Annotated in this window: 18 protein-coding genes; 7 read left to right on the top strand and 11 right to left on the bottom strand. The window is 73.3% G+C overall.

The annotated features are described in order from the left end of the window. Positions 1 to 8 precede the first annotated feature (8 nt). Positions 9 to 893 carry a mycothiol conjugate amidase Mca gene (gene mca / locus MUB56_RS10250; RefSeq protein WP_244931797.1) on the bottom strand — a complete coding sequence of 295 codons (885 nt, stop codon included), beginning with the start codon at positions 891 to 893 and terminating at the stop codon, positions 9 to 11. A 30-nt stretch (positions 894 to 923) separates the two neighbouring features. Here mca and MUB56_RS10245 point away from each other — a divergent pair, with 30 nt between their 5' ends. Together MUB56_RS10245 and greA are read left to right on the top strand one after the other, a co-directional pair. Continuing rightward, positions 924 to 1,340: a DUF4307 domain-containing protein gene (locus tag MUB56_RS10245; protein ID WP_244931796.1), complete on the top strand. Its 417-nt coding sequence runs from the start codon at positions 924 to 926 to the stop codon at positions 1,338 to 1,340. Positions 1,341 to 1,551: 211 nt separating this feature from the next. After that, a complete protein-coding gene (greA, locus tag MUB56_RS10240; protein ID WP_244931795.1) occupies positions 1,552 to 2,055 on the top strand; it encodes a transcription elongation factor GreA in 504 nt (167 codons plus the stop codon). 1 nt (position 2,056) lies between these two features. Here greA and ilvA read toward each other — a convergent pair whose 3' ends face one another. Genes ilvA through MUB56_RS10215 form a run of 5 tightly spaced genes read right to left on the bottom strand, consistent with a single transcriptional unit; the run spans position 2,057 to position 6,366 of the window. Continuing rightward, the gene (ilvA, locus tag MUB56_RS10235; protein WP_244931794.1) at positions 2,057 to 3,256 is read right to left on the bottom strand and encodes a threonine ammonia-lyase; all 1,200 of its coding nucleotides are present in this window, start codon (positions 3,254 to 3,256) and stop codon (positions 2,057 to 2,059) included. Further along, positions 3,253 to 4,584: an AI-2E family transporter gene (locus tag MUB56_RS10230; protein WP_244931793.1), complete on the bottom strand. Its 1,332-nt coding sequence runs from the start codon at positions 4,582 to 4,584 to the stop codon at positions 3,253 to 3,255. The genes ilvA and MUB56_RS10230 overlap by 4 nt, the downstream gene beginning before the upstream one ends. 28 nt (positions 4,585 to 4,612) lie before the next feature. Further along, the gene (locus MUB56_RS10225; RefSeq protein ID WP_244931792.1) at positions 4,613 to 5,779 is read right to left on the bottom strand and encodes a cystathionine gamma-synthase; all 1,167 of its coding nucleotides are present in this window, start codon (positions 5,777 to 5,779) and stop codon (positions 4,613 to 4,615) included. Between the two features lie 9 nt (positions 5,780 to 5,788). Further along, a complete protein-coding gene (locus tag MUB56_RS10220; RefSeq protein ID WP_244931791.1) occupies positions 5,789 to 6,169 on the bottom strand; it encodes a type II toxin-antitoxin system death-on-curing family toxin in 381 nt (126 codons plus the stop codon). Next, on the bottom strand, positions 6,166 to 6,366 hold the full coding sequence (locus MUB56_RS10215; RefSeq protein WP_244931790.1) for a CopG family transcriptional regulator: 201 nt from the start codon (positions 6,364 to 6,366) through the stop codon (positions 6,166 to 6,168). Before MUB56_RS10215 ends, MUB56_RS10220 begins: the two co-directional genes overlap by 4 nt. Before the next feature lie 106 nt (positions 6,367 to 6,472). On the opposite strand from MUB56_RS10215, the gene msrA reads away from it, so the two are divergent. The 3 genes from msrA (at position 6,473) to MUB56_RS10200 (ending at position 8,169) form a co-directional block, all read left to right on the top strand. Beyond that, positions 6,473 to 7,135: a peptide-methionine (S)-S-oxide reductase MsrA gene (msrA, locus tag MUB56_RS10210; protein ID WP_244931789.1), complete on the top strand. Its 663-nt coding sequence runs from the start codon at positions 6,473 to 6,475 to the stop codon at positions 7,133 to 7,135. A gap of 179 nt (positions 7,136 to 7,314) precedes the next feature. Next, complete coding sequence (locus MUB56_RS10205) at positions 7,315 to 7,776, top strand: VOC family protein (RefSeq protein ID WP_244931788.1); 462 nt, start codon at positions 7,315 to 7,317, stop codon at positions 7,774 to 7,776. Positions 7,777 to 7,905: 129 nt separating this feature from the next. Next, positions 7,906 to 8,169 carry a PspC domain-containing protein gene (locus MUB56_RS10200; protein WP_244931787.1) on the top strand — a complete coding sequence of 88 codons (264 nt, stop codon included), beginning with the start codon at positions 7,906 to 7,908 and terminating at the stop codon, positions 8,167 to 8,169. Here the strand turns inward: MUB56_RS10200 and MUB56_RS10195 are convergent. From MUB56_RS10195 to MUB56_RS10185, 3 genes are read right to left on the bottom strand one after another with little or no spacing between them, the layout of a single operon-like run. Continuing rightward, the gene (locus MUB56_RS10195; protein ID WP_244931786.1) at positions 8,138 to 9,904 is read right to left on the bottom strand and encodes a hypothetical protein; all 1,767 of its coding nucleotides are present in this window, start codon (positions 9,902 to 9,904) and stop codon (positions 8,138 to 8,140) included. The genes MUB56_RS10200 and MUB56_RS10195 overlap by 32 nt on opposite strands. 51 nt (positions 9,905 to 9,955) lie before the next feature. Continuing rightward, complete coding sequence (locus tag MUB56_RS10190; protein WP_244931785.1) at positions 9,956 to 11,962, bottom strand: ATP-binding protein; 2,007 nt, start codon at positions 11,960 to 11,962, stop codon at positions 9,956 to 9,958. Between the two features lie 7 nt (positions 11,963 to 11,969). Beyond that, complete coding sequence (locus MUB56_RS10185; protein WP_244931784.1) at positions 11,970 to 13,217, bottom strand: hypothetical protein; 1,248 nt, start codon at positions 13,215 to 13,217, stop codon at positions 11,970 to 11,972. Positions 13,218 to 13,317: 100 nt separating this feature from the next. On the opposite strand from MUB56_RS10185, the gene MUB56_RS10180 reads away from it, so the two are divergent. Both MUB56_RS10180 and MUB56_RS10175 read left to right on the top strand, forming a co-directional pair. Next, on the top strand, positions 13,318 to 14,649 hold the full coding sequence (locus MUB56_RS10180) for an AarF/ABC1/UbiB kinase family protein (RefSeq protein ID WP_244931783.1): 1,332 nt from the start codon (positions 13,318 to 13,320) through the stop codon (positions 14,647 to 14,649). A 55-nt stretch (positions 14,650 to 14,704) separates the two neighbouring features. After that, the gene (locus MUB56_RS10175) at positions 14,705 to 15,595 is read left to right on the top strand and encodes a hypothetical protein (protein WP_244931782.1); all 891 of its coding nucleotides are present in this window, start codon (positions 14,705 to 14,707) and stop codon (positions 15,593 to 15,595) included. Between the two features lie 12 nt (positions 15,596 to 15,607). Here MUB56_RS10175 and MUB56_RS10170 read toward each other — a convergent pair whose 3' ends face one another. After that, complete coding sequence (locus tag MUB56_RS10170; RefSeq protein ID WP_244931781.1) at positions 15,608 to 16,105, bottom strand: DinB family protein; 498 nt, start codon at positions 16,103 to 16,105, stop codon at positions 15,608 to 15,610. Beyond that, a complete protein-coding gene (locus MUB56_RS10165) occupies positions 16,102 to 16,845 on the bottom strand; it encodes a VOC family protein (RefSeq protein WP_244931780.1) in 744 nt (247 codons plus the stop codon). The genes MUB56_RS10170 and MUB56_RS10165 overlap by 4 nt, the downstream gene beginning before the upstream one ends. Between the last annotated feature and the right edge of the window lie 39 nt (positions 16,846 to 16,884).

The following is a 16,884-nucleotide window of genomic DNA, read 5'->3' as shown; positions in this document are numbered from 1 at the left end:
CGAGTCTCTCAGGCGGGGTCGGTGATGCCGGCGAACAGGTCGTCCTCCGGAGTGGTCGAGGCGACATGGCTCACGACGAGCTCGAAGTCCTCGGTCGGCCACACGTCCTCCTGGATCTCGCGCGGGATGGCGAACCAGAACCCGTCGGGATCGATCTGGGTGGCGTGCGCGAGCAGCGCCTGGTCGCGCACGCCGAAGTAGTCCGCGCACGGCACCTTGGTGGTCACCCGGGCGTCCCACTCGGGTTCGGGCTGCCACTCCTTCAGGCGCTCGCCCCAGGGCGACTCCAGCCCGTGGGCGACCGTCGCGTCGTGCAGTCGCTGCATCCGCTCGCGGTTGAACGAGTGATGGTAGTAGAGCTTCAGCGGCTGCCACGGCTCGCCGAGCTCGGGGTAGCGCTCCGGGTCACCGGCCGCGTGGAAGGCCTCGACGCTGATCTCGTGGCACTTGATGTGGTCGGGGTGCGGGTAGCCGCCGCGCTCGTCGTACGTCGTCACCACGTGCGGGCGGAACCGGCGGATCAGCCGGACCAGCGGGGCGGCGGCCTCCTCGAGCGGCACCAGGGCGAAGCAGCCCTCCGGCAGCGGCGGCTTGGGGTCGCCCTCGGGCCAGCCGGAGTCGACGAACCCGAGCCAGTCCTGCTTCACGCCGAGGATGTCGCGGGCCCGCTCCATCTCCTGGCGGCGGATCTCGGTGATGTTCTCGAGGATGTCGGGGCGCTCCATCTTGGGGTTCAGGATGGAGCCGCGCTCGCCGCCGGTGCAGGTCGCGACGTGCACGTCGACGCCCTGCGCGACGTACATGGCGGTGGATGCGGCGCCCTTGCTCGACTCGTCGTCGGGGTGGGCGTGGACGTGCATCAGCCGGAGGCCCGACCTGGGGTGCTGCGACATGGGCCCCATCGTAGGTGCGACCATGGTCCGGTGACCTCGCAGGACTCCCCGGCAACGCTGGCCGAGCGGTACGGCGCCCCTTCGCCCTGGCGGCGGCGCGCCACCTGGGTCGCCTGCGCGCTGCTCGGCGTGGTCGCGCTGGGCTGGCTTGCGTGGACCATCGTCGGCCAGACCTCGAAGCCCGTCGACTCCGACCTGGTCTCCTTCGACCTCGTCGACGAGCACACGACGACGGCGCTGGTCGACGTGCGGGTCCGCGACGACGCGACCGGAGTCGCCTGCCTGCTGCGCGCCTTCGCCGAGGACCACAACGTCGTCGGCGAGCTGTCCTTCACCCCGGCGGCCGACGACCCGGACCGGACCGAGCAGACCATCCGCACCGAGCGGCTGGCCACCTCGGTCGAGTTCGTCGGCTGCACCGCGGACGGCCAGGAACGACCCAGCTAGCACGTCCTCGTGGCGCAGGTCACGCGTCGTTCTGCGTTACCGCGGGCAGGTTGCTAGACTCAGCCGTCTGAGCCGTCCCGTCGGGCCGTCCAGGTGAGGGCCCCGCGAGATCCGAGACCGTGCCACGTGGTGGCCGACCGGAGCGGGCGCCACACCCCGACCTCGAAGGGTTTGGCCCCGTCGTACCCCCCAGCAGTGCAGGAGCATCACCATGACCCAGTCGACCGAGCAGGGCACCATCTGGCTGACCCAGGACGCCTTCGACAAGCTCACGCAGGAGCTCGCCGACCTCAAGGGTCCCGTGCGCCAAGAGGTCATCGCCCGGATCAGCGCCGCCCGCGACGAGGGCGACCTGAAGGAGAACGGCGGCTACCACGCGGCCCGCGAGGAGCAGGGCAAGGTCGAGGGCCGGATCCGGCAGCTGGAGGACATGCTGCGCCGCGCCGAGGTCGGCGAGACCCCGCCCAACGACGGCGTCGTCGAGCCCGGCATGGTCGTGACCTACAAGTTCGTCGGCGATGACGACGACGAGGCCGAGACGTTCCTCCTCGGCGCCCGGGAGATCGAGCCCGAGGGGCTGACGGTCTACTCGCCGCAGTCGCCGCTCGGCTCGGCCATCAACGGCCACAACAAGGGCGAGACGGTCTCCTACGAGGCTCCGAACGGCAAGGAGCTCAAGGTCGTCATCCTCGACGCGGTCCCCTTCGAGGGTTGATCTACTCGACCCGGTAGCCCCGCTCGCGCAGCCGCTCCAACAGCAGCTCCGCGTGCGGGGTTCCGCGTGTCTCCAGCTGCAGGTGCACCTGGACCTCGTCGAGGAGCAGCGACGGCGAGATCCGCTCGTGCACGACCTCGAGCACGTTGGCCCCGGCCGCGCCGACCTCGCCCAGCAGCTGGGCCAGGCCGCCCGGGGTGTCGGGCACGGTGACGTGCAGGTTGAGGTAGCGACCGGCGGCGGCCATGCCGTGCCGGATCACCTTGCCGAGCAGCAGCGGGTCGACGTTGCCTCCCGACAGCACGGCGACCGCCGGCGACGCGAACCGTCCCGGGTCGTCCAGCATCGCCGCCACGGCGGCCGCGCCGGCCGGCTCGACGATCATCTTGGCCCGCTCCACCAGCGCGAGCAGGGCGCGGGAGAGGTCCTCCTCGGAGACGGTGAGGATCTCGTCGACGTGGTCGCGGACGGCGGCGAAGGTGAGCTCGCCGGGCAGTCCGACGGCGATCCCGTCGGCCATCGTCTGCATCGACTCCAGGGCGACCGGACGACCGCTGGCCAACGAGGCGGGGTACGCCGCCGCACCGGCCGCCTGGACGCCCACGACGCGCACCCCGGGGCGCAGGGACTTGATCGCGATGGCGATCCCGGCGAGCAGGCCTCCTCCCCCCGTGGGCACCAGCACGGTCTGCACGTCGGGCACCTGCTCGAGGATCTCGAGCCCGGCGGTGCCCTGGCCCGCGACGATGTCGGGGTGGTCGAAGGGATGGATGAGGATCGCGCCGGTCTCGTCGGCGTACCGCCGGGCGGCGACCAGCGAGTCCTCCAGGTAGCGGCCCTCGAAGACCACCTCGGCGCCGTACCCGCGGGTCGCCCGCTCCTTGGGGATGGGCGCTCCCTCGGGCATGAAGACCGTGGCCCTGATGCCGAGCAGCTGGGCGGCGAGGGCCACCCCCTGGGCGTGGTTCCCGGCCGAGGCCGCCACCACCCCGCGCTCGCGCTCCGCGGCCGAGAGCCGCGCGATCCGGACGTAGGCGCCCCGGGCCTTGAACGAGCCGGTGCGCTGGAGGTTCTCGCACTTCAGCGCCACCCGGCCGCCGGCGCGGGCGGACAGCCAGCGCGACTCCTCCATCGGCGTGGTGATCGCGACGCCCTCGAGCAGCTCGCGGGCGGCGACGATGTCGGCGAGCGAGACGCTCACCGTGACCCCTCGGGCTCGGGCTCGGGGACGTCGACGGTCGCGCCCGTCTCCTCGTAGTCCTCGGCGAGCTCCTCGACGGGATCGTCGCCGGGCTCGGTGTACGTCGCCAGGTGCTGGACCACGGCGTTCAGTGCGGCAGCCATCGGGACCGCCACCAGGGCGCCCGCGATGCCGCCGACGATGACGCCCGCCGCGATCGCGAGGATGACGGCCAGCGGGTGCACCGAGACCCAGCGGCCGAGCAGGAAGGGCTGCAGCACGTGGCCCTCGATCTGCTGGACCAGGATGATCACGCCGAGCATCAGCAGCGCGGTGATCGGACCCTGGTCGACGAGCGCGACCAGGACGGCGACGCTGCCCGCGATCGTGGCGCCGATCATCGGGATGAACGCCCCGAGGAAGACCAGGACGCCGATGGCCAGCACGAACGGCACGCCGAGGACCCACGCCCCGACCGCGATGCCGATCGCGTCGACCAGGGCCACGATGACCGTCGCACGCACGAACTGGGTCAGCGAGATCCAGGCGACCCGGCCCGAGCTGTCGACCCGGTCCCGCGCGGCGCGCGGCGCCAGCCGGACGACCCAGGACCAGATCCGGTTGCCGTCGGCGAGGAAGAAGTACGTCGAGAACAGCACGATGAAGAAGCCCGCGAAGACGTGGCCGACCGTCGCGCTGATCTCGGTCACCTGCCCCAGGACGTCGCCGTCGCCGGAGCGGCTCTGGATGGCCTCCTGGGCCTGGGCGATGTAGTCGTTGATCTGGCTGTCGCTGGCGTTCAGCGGGCCGGTCTTGAGCCAGCGCTTGACCTCGTCGAGCCCCTCGACCGTCGAGTTGGCGAGGTCGTTGGCGCCCGCGGCCACCTGCTGGGTGACGTAGGTCAGCAGCAGCACGATCGTCGCGATGCCGGCGATCACCGTCAGCAGCGACGCGAGCCCGCGCGGCAGCCCGGTCCGGTGCAGCAGGTCGACCAGCGGGATGGCCAGTGCGGTGATGAGCAGCGCGATCGCGATCGGCAGGAACACGACCGAGAGGTAGGAGACGGCGTACGCGACGACCGCGCCGGCTACGACGATGACCAGGAACCGCCAGGCCCAGGCGGCGGCGAGGTCGAGGCCCCACGGGACCTGGGCGCGACTGAAGTTCGACCGGCCACCGGTGACCGGTGCCGGTGCCTCCTGGATCCGCCGCTCCTCGCGGAGCTGGGCCCACTGGTGGGCCAGCCGCTGGGCGATGCCCTCCTCGTCACCCTCGCCGTGCGTTCGGGAGAGCCGGAGCCGTCGCCGGTGCTCGTCGGTCGTGCTGGTGACCCCGCCGTCGTCGCTCACGCCCACAACGTAACCGGACCGGACGCGGCTAACTCTCCAGGGCGCGTTCGAGGTCGGCGAGCAGGTCCTCGGCGGTCTCGATGCCGACGCTGAGCCGGATCAGGTCGGCCGGCACCTCGAGGTCGGTGCCGGCGACGGAGGCGTGGGTCATCCGGCCCGGGTGCTCGATCAGCGACTCGACACCGCCGAGGGACTCGCCGAGGGTGAACACCTCGGTGCGGTCGCACACGGCCAGCGCCTGCGACTCGCCGCCGGTCACGCGGAAGGACACCATGCCGCCGTACCTCTTCATCTGACGGGTGGCGACCTCGTGGCCGGGGTGGCTCGCCAGGCCCGGGTAGATGACCTCGCTGACGGCCGGGTGCGTGGCGAGGAACGCCACCACCCGCTCGGCGTTGTCGCAGTGCCGGTCCATCCGGACCGCGAGCGTCTTCAGGCCGCGGTGGGTGAGGAACGCGTCGAACGGGCCGGGCACCGCGCCCATCGAGTTCTGGTGGAAGGCGACCCGCTCGGCCACCTCGAGGTCCTTGACCACGAGCGCGCCGCCGACGACGTCGGAGTGGCCGCCGACGTACTTGGTCGTGGAGTGCACGACGACGTCGGCGCCCAGGGTCAGCGGCTGCTGGAGGTACGGCGAGGCGAAGGTGTTGTCGACGACCAGCAGCGCGCCGGCGTCGTGGGCGACCGCGGCGAGCGCCTCGATGTCGCCGATGTTGAGCAGCGGGTTGGTGGGCGTCTCGACCCAGACCAGCTTGGTCTCACCGGGCCGGATCGCGGCGGCGACCCGCTCGACGTCGCTGACCGGCGCGGGGCTGTGGTCGAGGCCCCAGACCTTGGCGACCTTGTCGAAGAGGCGGTACGTCCCGCCGTACGCGTCGTCGGGGATGACCACGTGGTCGCCCGGCTTGCACAGCGCCCGGATCAGGGTGTCCTCGGCGGCCAGGCCGGAGGCGAACGCGAACCCGCGCTCGCCCTCCTCCACCGCCGCCAGCGCACCCTCCAGCGCGGTGCGGGTCGGGTTGGCCGACCGGCTGTACTCGTAGCCGCCGCGCATCCCGCCCACGCCGTCCTGCTTGTACGTCGAGGTCGCGTAGATCGGCGGGATCACCGCCCCCGTCGTGGGGTCGGGCTCGTAGCCCGCGTGGATGGCCCGGGTCTCGAAGCCCGACTTGCTGCGGTGCTGCTGCTCGCTCATCCTTCGAGGCTACTCACGCTCGCGCAGCGACTCCCCCAGTGCCCGGGCGATGCCCTCGACCTCGAGGGTCCCGTCGGCGACCTTCATGACCAGCTCGAAGGCAGCGTCGTCGTTCATGGTGACGTCGTAGCCGTTCAGCGCCAAGAACGACACCGTGGCGAACCACCCGAGCCGCTTGTTGCCGTCGACGAGTGCGTGGTTGCGACAGATGGAGTGCAACAGTGCGGCCGCCTTGAGCGCCAGCGTCGGATAGGCGTCCTCGCCGAACACGCTGGACCGCGGACGAGCGGCCGCGGAATCCAGCAGTCCGGCGTCGCGAACGGGTCCGGCTCCGAGCTTCCTGGTGAGGACCAGCAGCGCCTCGAGATCGAGATACTCGATCTCGCTCATGCCTTCCCGAGGCGATCCAGCACGTCGCCCCAGCGCTCGAGCATCTCGTTCGAGACGGCATCGACCCGGGCTCGTCGACCGTCACGCTCGTACTTCTCCAGCACCGCACGGCGGACGACCTCCTGCCGGGAGAGCCCTTCGAGCTCGGCGAGCTCCGTGAGCACGCGGTCGAGCTCCTCGTCGGTGCGCAAGGTCATGGCCACCCCTCGACGATACCGGTCTGATACCACTCATGCTAGGGAACAGAGAGACCCAGCGCACCGTTCTTCCACAGCACCACATCCTCCGACGACAGGAGACCCCGTGTTCCTCAACCGCAAGTCCGAGCTCATCGCTCCCGAGCAGGCGCTGCCCGGCCGCAGCGAGCGCAACTTCCCCCTCAGCGACAAGCACGTCGTGCTGGGCACCCCGGTCGTGACCGACCTCGACTCCGGGATCGTGCCGGACGGCTACGAGGTCGCCTTCCTCGGCCTCGGCTGCTTCTGGGGCGCCGAGGAGATCTTCTGGCAGAAGGACGGCGTCTGGTCGACCTCCGTCGGGTACGCCGGCGGCACCACCCCGCACCCGTCGTACGACGAGGTCTGCAGCGGGCGCACCAACCACACCGAGGCCGTGCGGATCGTCTTCGACCCGGCCCGGGTGTCGTACGCCGACCTGCTCAAGACCTTCTTCGAGGTGCACGACCCGACCCAGGGCATGCGCCAGGGCAACGACGTCGGCACCCAGTACCGCTCCGCGATCTACTACACGACCCCCGAGCAGGAGCAGACCGCCCGCGAGCTGACCAAGGTGTACGGCGACGAGCTCAAGCGGCGCCGGCTCGGCGACATCACCACCGAGATCCGGCCCGCGGCCGAGACGCCGTACTACTACGCCGAGGAGCAGCACCAGCAGTACCTCGCGAAGAACCCGTTCGGCTACCGGTGCCACGCGAACACCGGAGTGCGGTTCCCCGCGACGGCCTGACGAGCTCGGTCGCGATACCGCCAGACAGGCAATAGACCCCGCCCGGGAAAGCCGTGAGCGTGGCCGGGACGGCGTGAGGGGACTATTGCCTGTTCGACCGTCCCTGGGTGCGGCGCCCGGGTTGGCGGATCCTCGCAAAGCGGTCAGATTCTGACCGCTGCGGGTGCCAGGCTGGGTGAATGACCCGAACCGTTCAGATCACCTTCGACGCCCACGACCCCCGCGCCCTGTCGACGTTCTGGCGCGACGTGCTCGGCTACGTCCACCCCGCACCGCCCGGCGTCGAGCTGCCGGCCGGCGCCGACCCGCTGGCTGCCTGGGACGACTTCCTCGCGAGGGTCGGGGTCCCGGAGTCCCAGCGCAACACCCGGTCGGCGATCGAGGACCCCGACGGGGCCGGGCCGAGGCTGTTCTTCCAGCAGGTGCCGGAGGGGAAGACCGCGAAGAACCGGGTCCACCTCGACGTCCGGGCGGCTCCCGGGCTGGAGGGCGAGGCGCGGATGGCCGCGCTGGAGGCGGAGGCCGAGAGGCTGGTCGACCTGGGGGCGAGCCGTGTCAGGCGTTTCGAGCCCGAACCGCCGCTGTCGGCGGGACACCTGGTGCTGACCGACCCCGAGGGCAACGAGTTCTGCCTGGACTGACACGCGACCCGCGCCTGCTCGAGCGACGACCCCGGGGACAACCCGGGGTCGGACCAGGGCTGGACCCGATGGGGCGCGGGCGTCGTACGACGCATGCTGGAGGCACCACCCAGCAACCGGAGGAACACCATGAACGACATCCGCTCCAGCCTCGCCCGCCAGGGACTCGTACGACCGCGCGGCGAGAAGATCCTCGGCGGCGTCTGCGCCGGCCTCGGACGGCGGTTCGGACTGACGCCGTGGGTCGCACGGCTGCTGTTCGTGCTGCTGCTGATGGTCGTGCCGGGCAGCCAGATCCTGATCTACCCGATCCTCTGGGTGCTGATGCCGTCCGAGGAGAGCCTGACGACGGCAGGGCCGGTCACCTGGACGGGGCCCGAGACGCCGCGCTGATCCGGACCGTGCCCGAGCGGCCGACGACTCCCGCGTCGCCGGCGTAGGTCACGCCCAGCCGGGACACCCGCTTCGACAGCCGCGCCGTGAGCCGTACCGTCCCGCCCCGCAGGACACCGCGGGCGACGACCCGCCGGCCGGCTCGCACGATGACCGGCCCGGTCGCCAGCACCCCCGGTGCGGACACCGTGACCGTCAGCCGCACCGCTCGGCCCCTGGCCCGCACCGCCTTCGCGCGCAGCCGGGCCGCGGCCTTCGCGACCGGCCCCGTGGCGGCGCCGACCAGGACCGACGGCGCGTGCCCCGCCGCCGTCGCGGTGACCCGCACGCTCAGCCGCCGACCGACGTCCGGGGCGCGGAGACGGTAGGTGGTGCCGGTCGCCCCCGGGACCTCCTGGCCGTCGCGCAGCCAGTTGACCGCGGTCGAGACCGGCGTACCGCCGGTGGACTGGTACGACGGCAGCATCGCCTGCAGCGTCCCGCCGACCCGGGCGGCGCCGACGATCCGCGGTGCCCCGTCGGCCGGCAGCGGACCGCCGCCGGGCAGCGGGTCGCCGTCAGGCGGTGGCCCTCCGGCGACGACCGCCGACGGCTCCGTGACCCATGAGCGATCCAGGTACCCGTCCCGTGTGGCCGTCAGCACGACCCGCACCCGGTGCCCGGCGTCCGCCGCCCGGAGCTCGTAGGCCCGCTCGGACGCGCCGGGGATCGGCGCGTCACCACGGAGCCAGACATACGTCTCGGTCGCCCCGCCCGGGAAGACCGGCGGGTGCTCGACCTCGAGCGTCTCCCCCACCCGGGCGTCGCCGGAGAGCACCGGATCGGCGGACAGCACGAGCTCCCCGGGCAGGATCGTGACGGGCGTCGAGGTCGAGGTGCCGGCGTTGAAGGCCGGGCGGGTGGCCGTGGCGACCAGGGTGAGCCGGTGGCCGGCGTCGGCCGCCCGGACGCGGTAGGCCAGCGTGGTGGCGTCGCCGATCGGGACGCCGTCGCGGTGCCACCGGTAGCCGATCGCCGCCGGGGTCGGGCTGAACTCCGGTGCGCCGCCGGTCAGGTCGTGCCCGACCTGCGGGGTGCCCTCGACCTCGACGGCGCCGACCACGTCGAACTCGGGCTCGACCACCCGGTAGTGGACGACGTGCGTGAGCTCGAGGCCCACCCGGTCCGTGGCGGTGACCCGCACGGTGCGGTTGTCGTCGAGCGTGCCGGTGTCCAGCAGCCCGCCGGAGGGCACCGGTCCCACGCAGGACGCGACCCCCGACTCCTCGTCGCGGCAGGTGTACAACAGCGGGACCTCCTCGCCCTGGACGAAGACGGCGCCCGGCACGACCCGGCCCTGGTAGCTGACCACCGGCCGTCCGCGGTCCAGCCCCACCAGTACCGACGCCGTCGCGACGTTGCCGGCCAGGTCGGTGGCCGTCACGGTCACCGTGGTGCGCCCCGTCGAGCTCACCTCCACGGGACCGCCCCCGGCCGGGATCGAACCGACCCGGGTGTGCCCCCCGTTGAGCGCGTAGGTCACCTCGCCCACCCCGCTGTCGCCGGCCCGGTCCTCGGTGGCCCGCACCTGGACGTGGATCGAGCTGCCGCCGTACCAGTTGTTCGCGCCGCCGGCGGGCGGGGTGAGGGTGATGACGGGCGGCAGGGTGTCCGGTTCGGGATCGGCGGCCACGGCCGCCACCGGGCTCAGCAGGGCGAGCGCCGTCGCAGCGGCGAGAAGGATCGGGATGCGCATGGCCCGAGGCTCGGCCACCCGGCGTCCCGGCCGGGAGGGCCCGCCGTCCCGTCAGGGCAGGAGGAGGGCGACCCGGGTGCCGCAGCCGTCCGGCCCCGAGGTGACCTCGAGGGTGCCGGCGAGCTCGTCGGCACGCTCGCGCATCGACTGCAGGCCGACGCCACGGACCGCGTGGACCGCGATGCCGTCCCCGTCGTCCACGACCTCCAGCCGGACCGGGTCGCCGTCCCCACCGGTCACGCTGACCGTGACCGTCTCCGCGCCGCTGTGTCGTACGGCGTTCAGCAGCGCCTCCGCCGCCACGTGGTAGACCGCGATCTGCCGCTTGGTCCCGACCGACCCCAGCCGGTCGGTGCTGGTGCGGACGACGATCCCGGTGCCCTGGAAGCGGCGGGTGAGCACGCGCAGGGCGCCGACCAGGTCACCGTCGTCGAGCTGGGCCGGCAGCAGCGACCGGGAGAGCTGGCGGACGGCGTCGGAGCGGCCGACGACCTCGGTCTCGAGCTCGGCCAGCAGCTGGTCGGCGACGTCCGGCTCCTCCCGCAGCCGGCGGCGGGCCGCGGCGAGCCCGAGCGCCACCCCGGCGAGCACCGGGCCGAGGCCGTCGTGCAGCTCGCGGCGCAGCATCCGCCGCTCCTCGTGCCGGACCTCGCCGAGCCGCTCCGAGGCGACCCGGAGCCGGCGGTTGGTCTGCTCCAGCTCCAGCGCGACCGCGACCAGGTCGCTGAGGTCGCGCACGACCCGCACCGTGCGCAGGTCCAGCCGCTCGCCCGCGGCGGCGACGACGGTGAGGTCGCCGACGTGGCGGCCCTCCACCACGAGCGGGAGTACGACGGAGTCCGCGCCCGGCGATCGGGTCCCGGACGCCTCGGCGTACACCTCCGGGTGCTCGCGGGAGACGGCCGTGACCGAGCCCAGGCGCAGCCCGCCGCGCAGCCCCTCGACGAGCGCCGGGAGCGCCTCGGCCGCCCGGCCCTGGCGCAGCCGCTCGCCGAGCAGGGCCAGCATCGAGGCGGGGTCACTGTCGGCGCCGTACACCATGGCGTCGACGCGTCGCTGCAGCCCGAGGCGGGCCGGGTGCGCGACCAGCGCGAGGACCAGGGCCGCGAGCAGACCCGCGGCCTGGTCGCTGACCGGCAGCAGCCGCAGGGTGACCCAGACGGCCGCGACGTAGACCGCGACCACGGTGCCGGTGAGCGAGAGCCAGACGGCGAGCCGGCTCACCGCGACGTCGATCCCCCACAGCCGTTGGCCCAGGACGACGATCAGCAGGGCCACCGGCAGGAACGCCTGCGCCGCCAGCAGGCTCGCGCCGGAGAGCTGCAGGACGACCTCGCTCGGCTGCACCTTCAAGAACGCGACCGGCACCAGCGCCACCACGAGCAGCAGCTGGCCGACGGCGAACCAGCCGTACCCGCGCTCGGCCGTGCCCCGGGTGCGCCACCAGACCACCAGCAGCCGGACCAGCCCCAACGCTCCCACCGCCACGCAGGCCCGGTCCGGCCACATCCAGGACGTCACCAGGAGGTCCTGCCAGGGCTGCCACCCGATCGCGAACGGGTTGGACCGCGGCCCCACCGTCACGAGGGTCGCGCCCGCGACGGCAGCGGCCAGCACCGCCGTCAGGCCCACGGCCGCCAGCACCCGGGTCAGGCCCCGCGGGCGGCCCGGTGCGACCAGCCAGGGCAGCACCGCCACCGTCGAGTAGGTGCCGAGGATCCACAGCGGCAGGCTCACGGCCCACAGCAGGTCGCCGTCGGGCACGCCCGGGTGGGCGATCTCCAGGCGGACGTACTGGGTGGCGAGGCTGGCGGCCCCGCACCCGAGCGCGACCGCCATCAGGATCCAGACGGCCGGGTGGCGGGTGCGGGGCAGCATCAGCACCGCGACCACGCCGTACAGCACCGCGCACACGACGTCCGCGACCCAGTAGGTCACCGGCTCCGGCACCATCTGGTGCACCAGGAGCAGCACCACCGAGGTGGCCGCGCACCCCGAGGCGAGCAGGGCGACGCCGAGCGCGACCCAGCGCCAGCCGCGGTGGTCCGGAGTCGTCATGCCGGGCTCAGCGGCGCTTCTTCTTCACCGGCTTGGTGGCCTTGCTCGTCGCGGTCGCGTCGGCACGGCCCGGCGCGGCGGCGGTCACCCGGACGCTGATCCGCTTGCGGACATCGGCACGGACCAGCCGGTACGACGGCTTCGTGGCCTTGCGGATCGCCCGCCCGTTGCGCAGCCACTGGTAGCGGACCGACCCGGGCGCGGGGGCCCAGGCACCGGCGCGGGCCTTGAGACGCTTGCCGACTCGGGCGACGCCACCGACCGTGGGCCGCTTCGTCACCGTGAACGTGCGCACCGCCGGGGCCAGCGGCGCGGCCGACCAGTCCGGCTCGGATCCGCCCGCGATGAGCAGCCGCGGCTGCGGGACCTCGCAGTCGGCGGGGTTCGACTTCACCCAGATCCCGTCCGGCTCCTGCCAGGCCATCGTGGTGCTGTCGGGCGACCAGGTCGGGTCGGCCAGCCCACCCAGCTCCCCGGTCTGGCAGATCCAGTCGGGGGCCTCCGGCACCGGGCCGGACCGGGCGTCCCCGGCGACGGCGTACCAGGTGATGTGCGTGCTCTCGTCGTACCCCCGGACGGCGGCCAGCCACCTCCCGTCCGGCGAGAGCTCCGCGTCGCCGAGGTCGGTGGTCGGCGGCTCGGCCACGTCCTGGTCGTCGAACCAGTGCACCGCCGCCTGGCCGAGGTCGGCGAGGTTGATCTGCTCGAGGAAGCCGCCGGACTGCAGGGTGCGGGTGTTGCCCACCCAGGAGGGCGCCTCCAGGAACGTCGTCCCGTACGTCGACGGCGGGGTGAGCCGGTCGGTGCGGGTGATCGCGGTGACCGTGCGGTAGCCGCACGACGCCCCGATCGGGCACTCCCACCCGCCGAGCGTGTACGCCGCCAGCTGACCGTCCGGCGAGACCGCGGCATGGATGATCGGCCCGTCGACCGGGTGCGAGACCGAGTTGGTCAGCGGGCCCGGGTCGAGCCGACTGAGCACCGTGCCGTTCTGCGTCATCCGGATCAGGTGCGGTCCGTGGCCGACGACGATCACGCCGGTGTCGGACTGCGACGGCGAGGTGTACGGAGTGTGCGGCGTACCGTCGAAGGTCACCTGGTACTGCCCCGAGCCGTCGCCGCGCGCCAGCCACACGTCGTCGTCGTGGACGTAGACGATCGAGCCGCCCGGATCGGCGGCCGACGCGGGGCTCGCGGCGGGCAGGGTGAGCGCGGGCACCGCCAGCAGGACGGCGAGAAGGGGACGGCTTCGCATGCCCCGACCCTGGTGCGCCCGGTGTCCCGGCCACCAGGTCACCGTGTCCTCTTCGGCCGGGCGAGGCCCGGACTTGGGACCCGCACGTCACACTGGAGCCATGAGCGACCTCCCCCGCAAGGCGGTGGCCCGGACCGCGCGTCTGGCCGCCCTGCCGCTGGGGTACGCCGGCCGCAGCGCGCTCGGGCTCGGCAAGCGGCTCGGCGGGCAGCCGGCGGAGGCGGTGATGAGCGAGATCCAGCAGCGCACCGCCGAGCAGCTGTTCCGCACCCTGGGCGAGCTCAAGGGCGGGGCGATGAAGTTCGGGCAGGCGCTGTCCGTGCTGGAGTCGGCGCTGCCCGAGGAGCTCGCCGCGCCGTACCGCGAGCAGCTGACGCGCCTGCAGGACTCCGCTCCCCCGATGCCGACGCAGACGGTGCGCGAGGCGCTCGCGCGCGACCTCGGGCCGGACTGGAGGAAGCAGCTGGTCTGGCTCGACGGCGGGCCCACCGCCGCCGCGTCGATCGGCCAGGTCCACCGGGGCCGCTGGCACGACGGCCGCGAGGTCGCGGTCAAGGTGCAGTACCCCGGCGCCGGGGACGCGCTCCGCTCCGACCTGCGCCAGCTCTCCCGGCTCGCACGCACCATCGGCCCGCTGGTGCCGGGCGTCGAGATCCGGCCGCTGATCGAGGAGCTGCAGGCCCGGGCCACCGACGAGCTCGACTACCGGCTCGAGGCCGAGGCCCAGGACGTCTTCGCCGACGCGTTCACCGACGACCCGGAGATCGTGGTGCCGCGGGTGGTCGCCGTCGGCGACACGGTGCTCATCACCGAGTGGCTCGAGAGTCCGGCGTCGCTGGCCCAGGTGATCCGCGACGGCACCCAGGCCGAGCGCGACCACTACGGCGAGCTGCTGGTGCGGTTCCTGTTCTCCGGCCCCTCCCGCACCGGCATGCTGCACGCCGACCCGCACCCCGGGAACTTCCGGGTGCTGCCCGGCCCGGACGGCGAGCCGGGCCGGCTCGGCGTCCTCGACTTCGGGGCCGTCGCCCGCCTGGTCGACGACGGGCTGCCGGAGGCCATGGGTCGGCTGATCCGGATCGCCGGGCTGCAGGACCGCGACGCGCTGATCGAGGGCCTGCGGGCGGAGGGTTTCGTCAAGGAGCGGATCAGCCTCGACCCCGACCTGGTCCTCGACTACCTCTCGCCGTTCGTGGAGCCGACGCTGGTCGAGCGGTTCCGCTTCTCGCGCGAGTGGATGCAGGCGCAGTTCCAGCGCATCAACAACCCGCGAGACCCGTCGTACGCCGTGGCGATGCGGCTCAACCTGCCCCCGCAGTACCTGCTCATCCACCGCACCTGGCTCGGCGGCATCGGGGTCCTGTGCCAGCTCGGCGCCGAGGCGCCGTTCCGGGCCATCCTGACCGAGATGCTGCCCGGATTCGCCGACTGACCCACGTCAACGGCAGCGCTCTGCCACGCTCCTCACGGGGAACGAAGGGAGTGCCATGACGCGTGGGGTCCGCACGGCCGTGATCGGCCTGCTCGGTGTGGCTGTGCTGCTCGTGCTGCTCGCCGGGGTGCTGGTCCTCCGTGCCCCCGACGACACCGTGCGGGGCGAGGTGGTCGCCTCGGGCGGCAACGTCGACGGCTGCTACCCGACGGCGGCGTACCGGGTGGACGGCACGACCTATCGCACCACCGCCCCCAAGCGGACTCGGTGGTGCGACCTCGCCCTGGACGGTCCGGCCACCGTCTTCTACGACCCGGACTCGCCGCAGGACGGCCGACTCGACCGGTACGGCACCGCGCCGACCCGGCTCGTCGCCGGCGCCGTCGGCGTGCTCGTGCTCGCCGGTCTGGCCCTGGTCCTGGGTCGCGCCGCCGCCCGGCGGAGGGCGGAGCCCCCTCTGGATCCGGGCCCGCTCCCCGTCTCCGCCTGGCTGCTCGCGCTCTCCTGCCTGCTCACGCAAGTCTGGGACCTGCTCGACCGTGGCCCGCGGACCGCAGACGACGTTTCCCTCTGGGGCAGCATGCTGCTCGGGGCCCTGGTCGTCGGCTGGCTCTCCCTCGGGGTGCTCCTGGCCCGCCCGCTCCGCAGCGCCCTCGTCGTGGTCGTGCTCCTCACCACCGTCCTCGTCCAGGTCGAGCCACTGCTGAAGGCGGTGACCGCCGCCGACCTGGCCCGGGCGCTCGCGGCGGTCACCGCCGCGCTGTTCCCGCTGGGTGCGCTCGCGTGGTACCGCACGACGAGCCGCTTCGCCTGGCATCGGCAGCACCCCCGGGCCAGGACCCACGACGTCGCGGCGCTGGCCATGGTCGGCGTGCTGGTCGGAGTCCTCGGTGGCTTGGCCACCCCGGACCCGACCGCCTCGTTCTCGGTGCAGCTGAACCTGTAGACGTCCGGGGGCTCAGCCCACCTGGCCGTCGATCGACTCGCGGATCAGGTCGGCATGGCCGTTGTGGCGGGCGTACTCCTCGACGAGGTGCACCAGGATCCAGCGCAGGTTGGCCCGGCCCGCGGCCGCATGGTGGTGCGTGCGCACCGCCAGGTCGTCGAGCCGCGCCGCCGCGTAGACCCGGTCGCCGGCCGCGACCTCGGCGTCGTACAGCGCCCAGAGCTGCTCGGGGCTGTCGTCCTTGGCGCTGTGCCAGTCCCAGTCGGCGTCGGCCCGCCAGTCGACGCTCGCCCAGGGCTCGCCCGGCTCCTGGCCCAGGAGCACCCCGACGCTCCACCAGTTCTCGACGTAGGCGAGATGCTTGATCATCCCGCCGAGGGTCATCGACGCCGGCGGGTGCGGCGTGTCGAGCTGCTCGGCGCTCAGGCCGGCGCACTTGCGGCGGAACGTCTCGCGGTGCCGCTGGAGGAAGAACAGCAGGGTGGCGCGCTCGTCGCCGGACTGGGTCATCCGGTGACCCTAGACGGGTCGCGATCGGTGATGCAGTACGGCGGACCTGCCGTCGGGCGCAGCACGGTCCACCGGTCGTGCACCGACAGCACCTCGGCCCCGAGCTCGACGTGCCGCTGCGTCTCGGCGGCCCGGTCGGTGCTGGCGAGGTCGAGGTGGCCGGTCACGCTCGGCTGCGGGTCGTCGAGGCGCTGGAGCAGGATCCGCACCGCCATCCCGGGCGGGCGCACCAGGCTCACGAACTCGGCGCCACCGCTCCGCGTCTCCCACCCGGTCAGGTCCCGCCAGAACGCGACCTCGGCGTCCCACCGGGCGGGCGGGACGTCGAGGCAGACCTGGTCGACCGAGGACCGGTGTCCACCCGGCCAGGTGGCCGGCTCGGCCAGGACCGCGCTCCGCTCGGTGACGAGGCAGAACACGAAGCCGCCCGGCGACGACAGCGCGGCGTACTCGCGCGTGGCCACGACCGTCGCCCCGAGCCGGACCGCGTCCTCGACCGCGGGCGCCAGCTCGGGCACGTGCAGGTCGAGGTGGACCTTCGACGGCCCGGCCGCGAGGCGCTGGACCTTGAAGTGGACGTCGCCGTCGGGCGGGAGGAACGACGCGAACTCGCCGTGGTCGCCGCGGGGCGTCGACAGCCCGTGGCCGGTGACACCGCGCCAGTGCTCGACGGCGCGCCCGTGGTCCTCGGGTGCGAGGTCGAGGAAGGCGGTCACCCAGGTGGGGACGGGTCCGGACATGGCGGAAGGCTAACTGGGCCCGGCGGTGAGCCGTCCACC

Source organism: Nocardioides sp. W7 (genome assembly GCF_022919075.1).
Classification (GTDB): Bacteria; Actinomycetota; Actinomycetes; order Propionibacteriales; family Nocardioidaceae; genus Nocardioides.
Note: the sequence above shows the minus strand (reverse complement) of the source record. Positions and strands in the feature narration are given on the sequence as shown.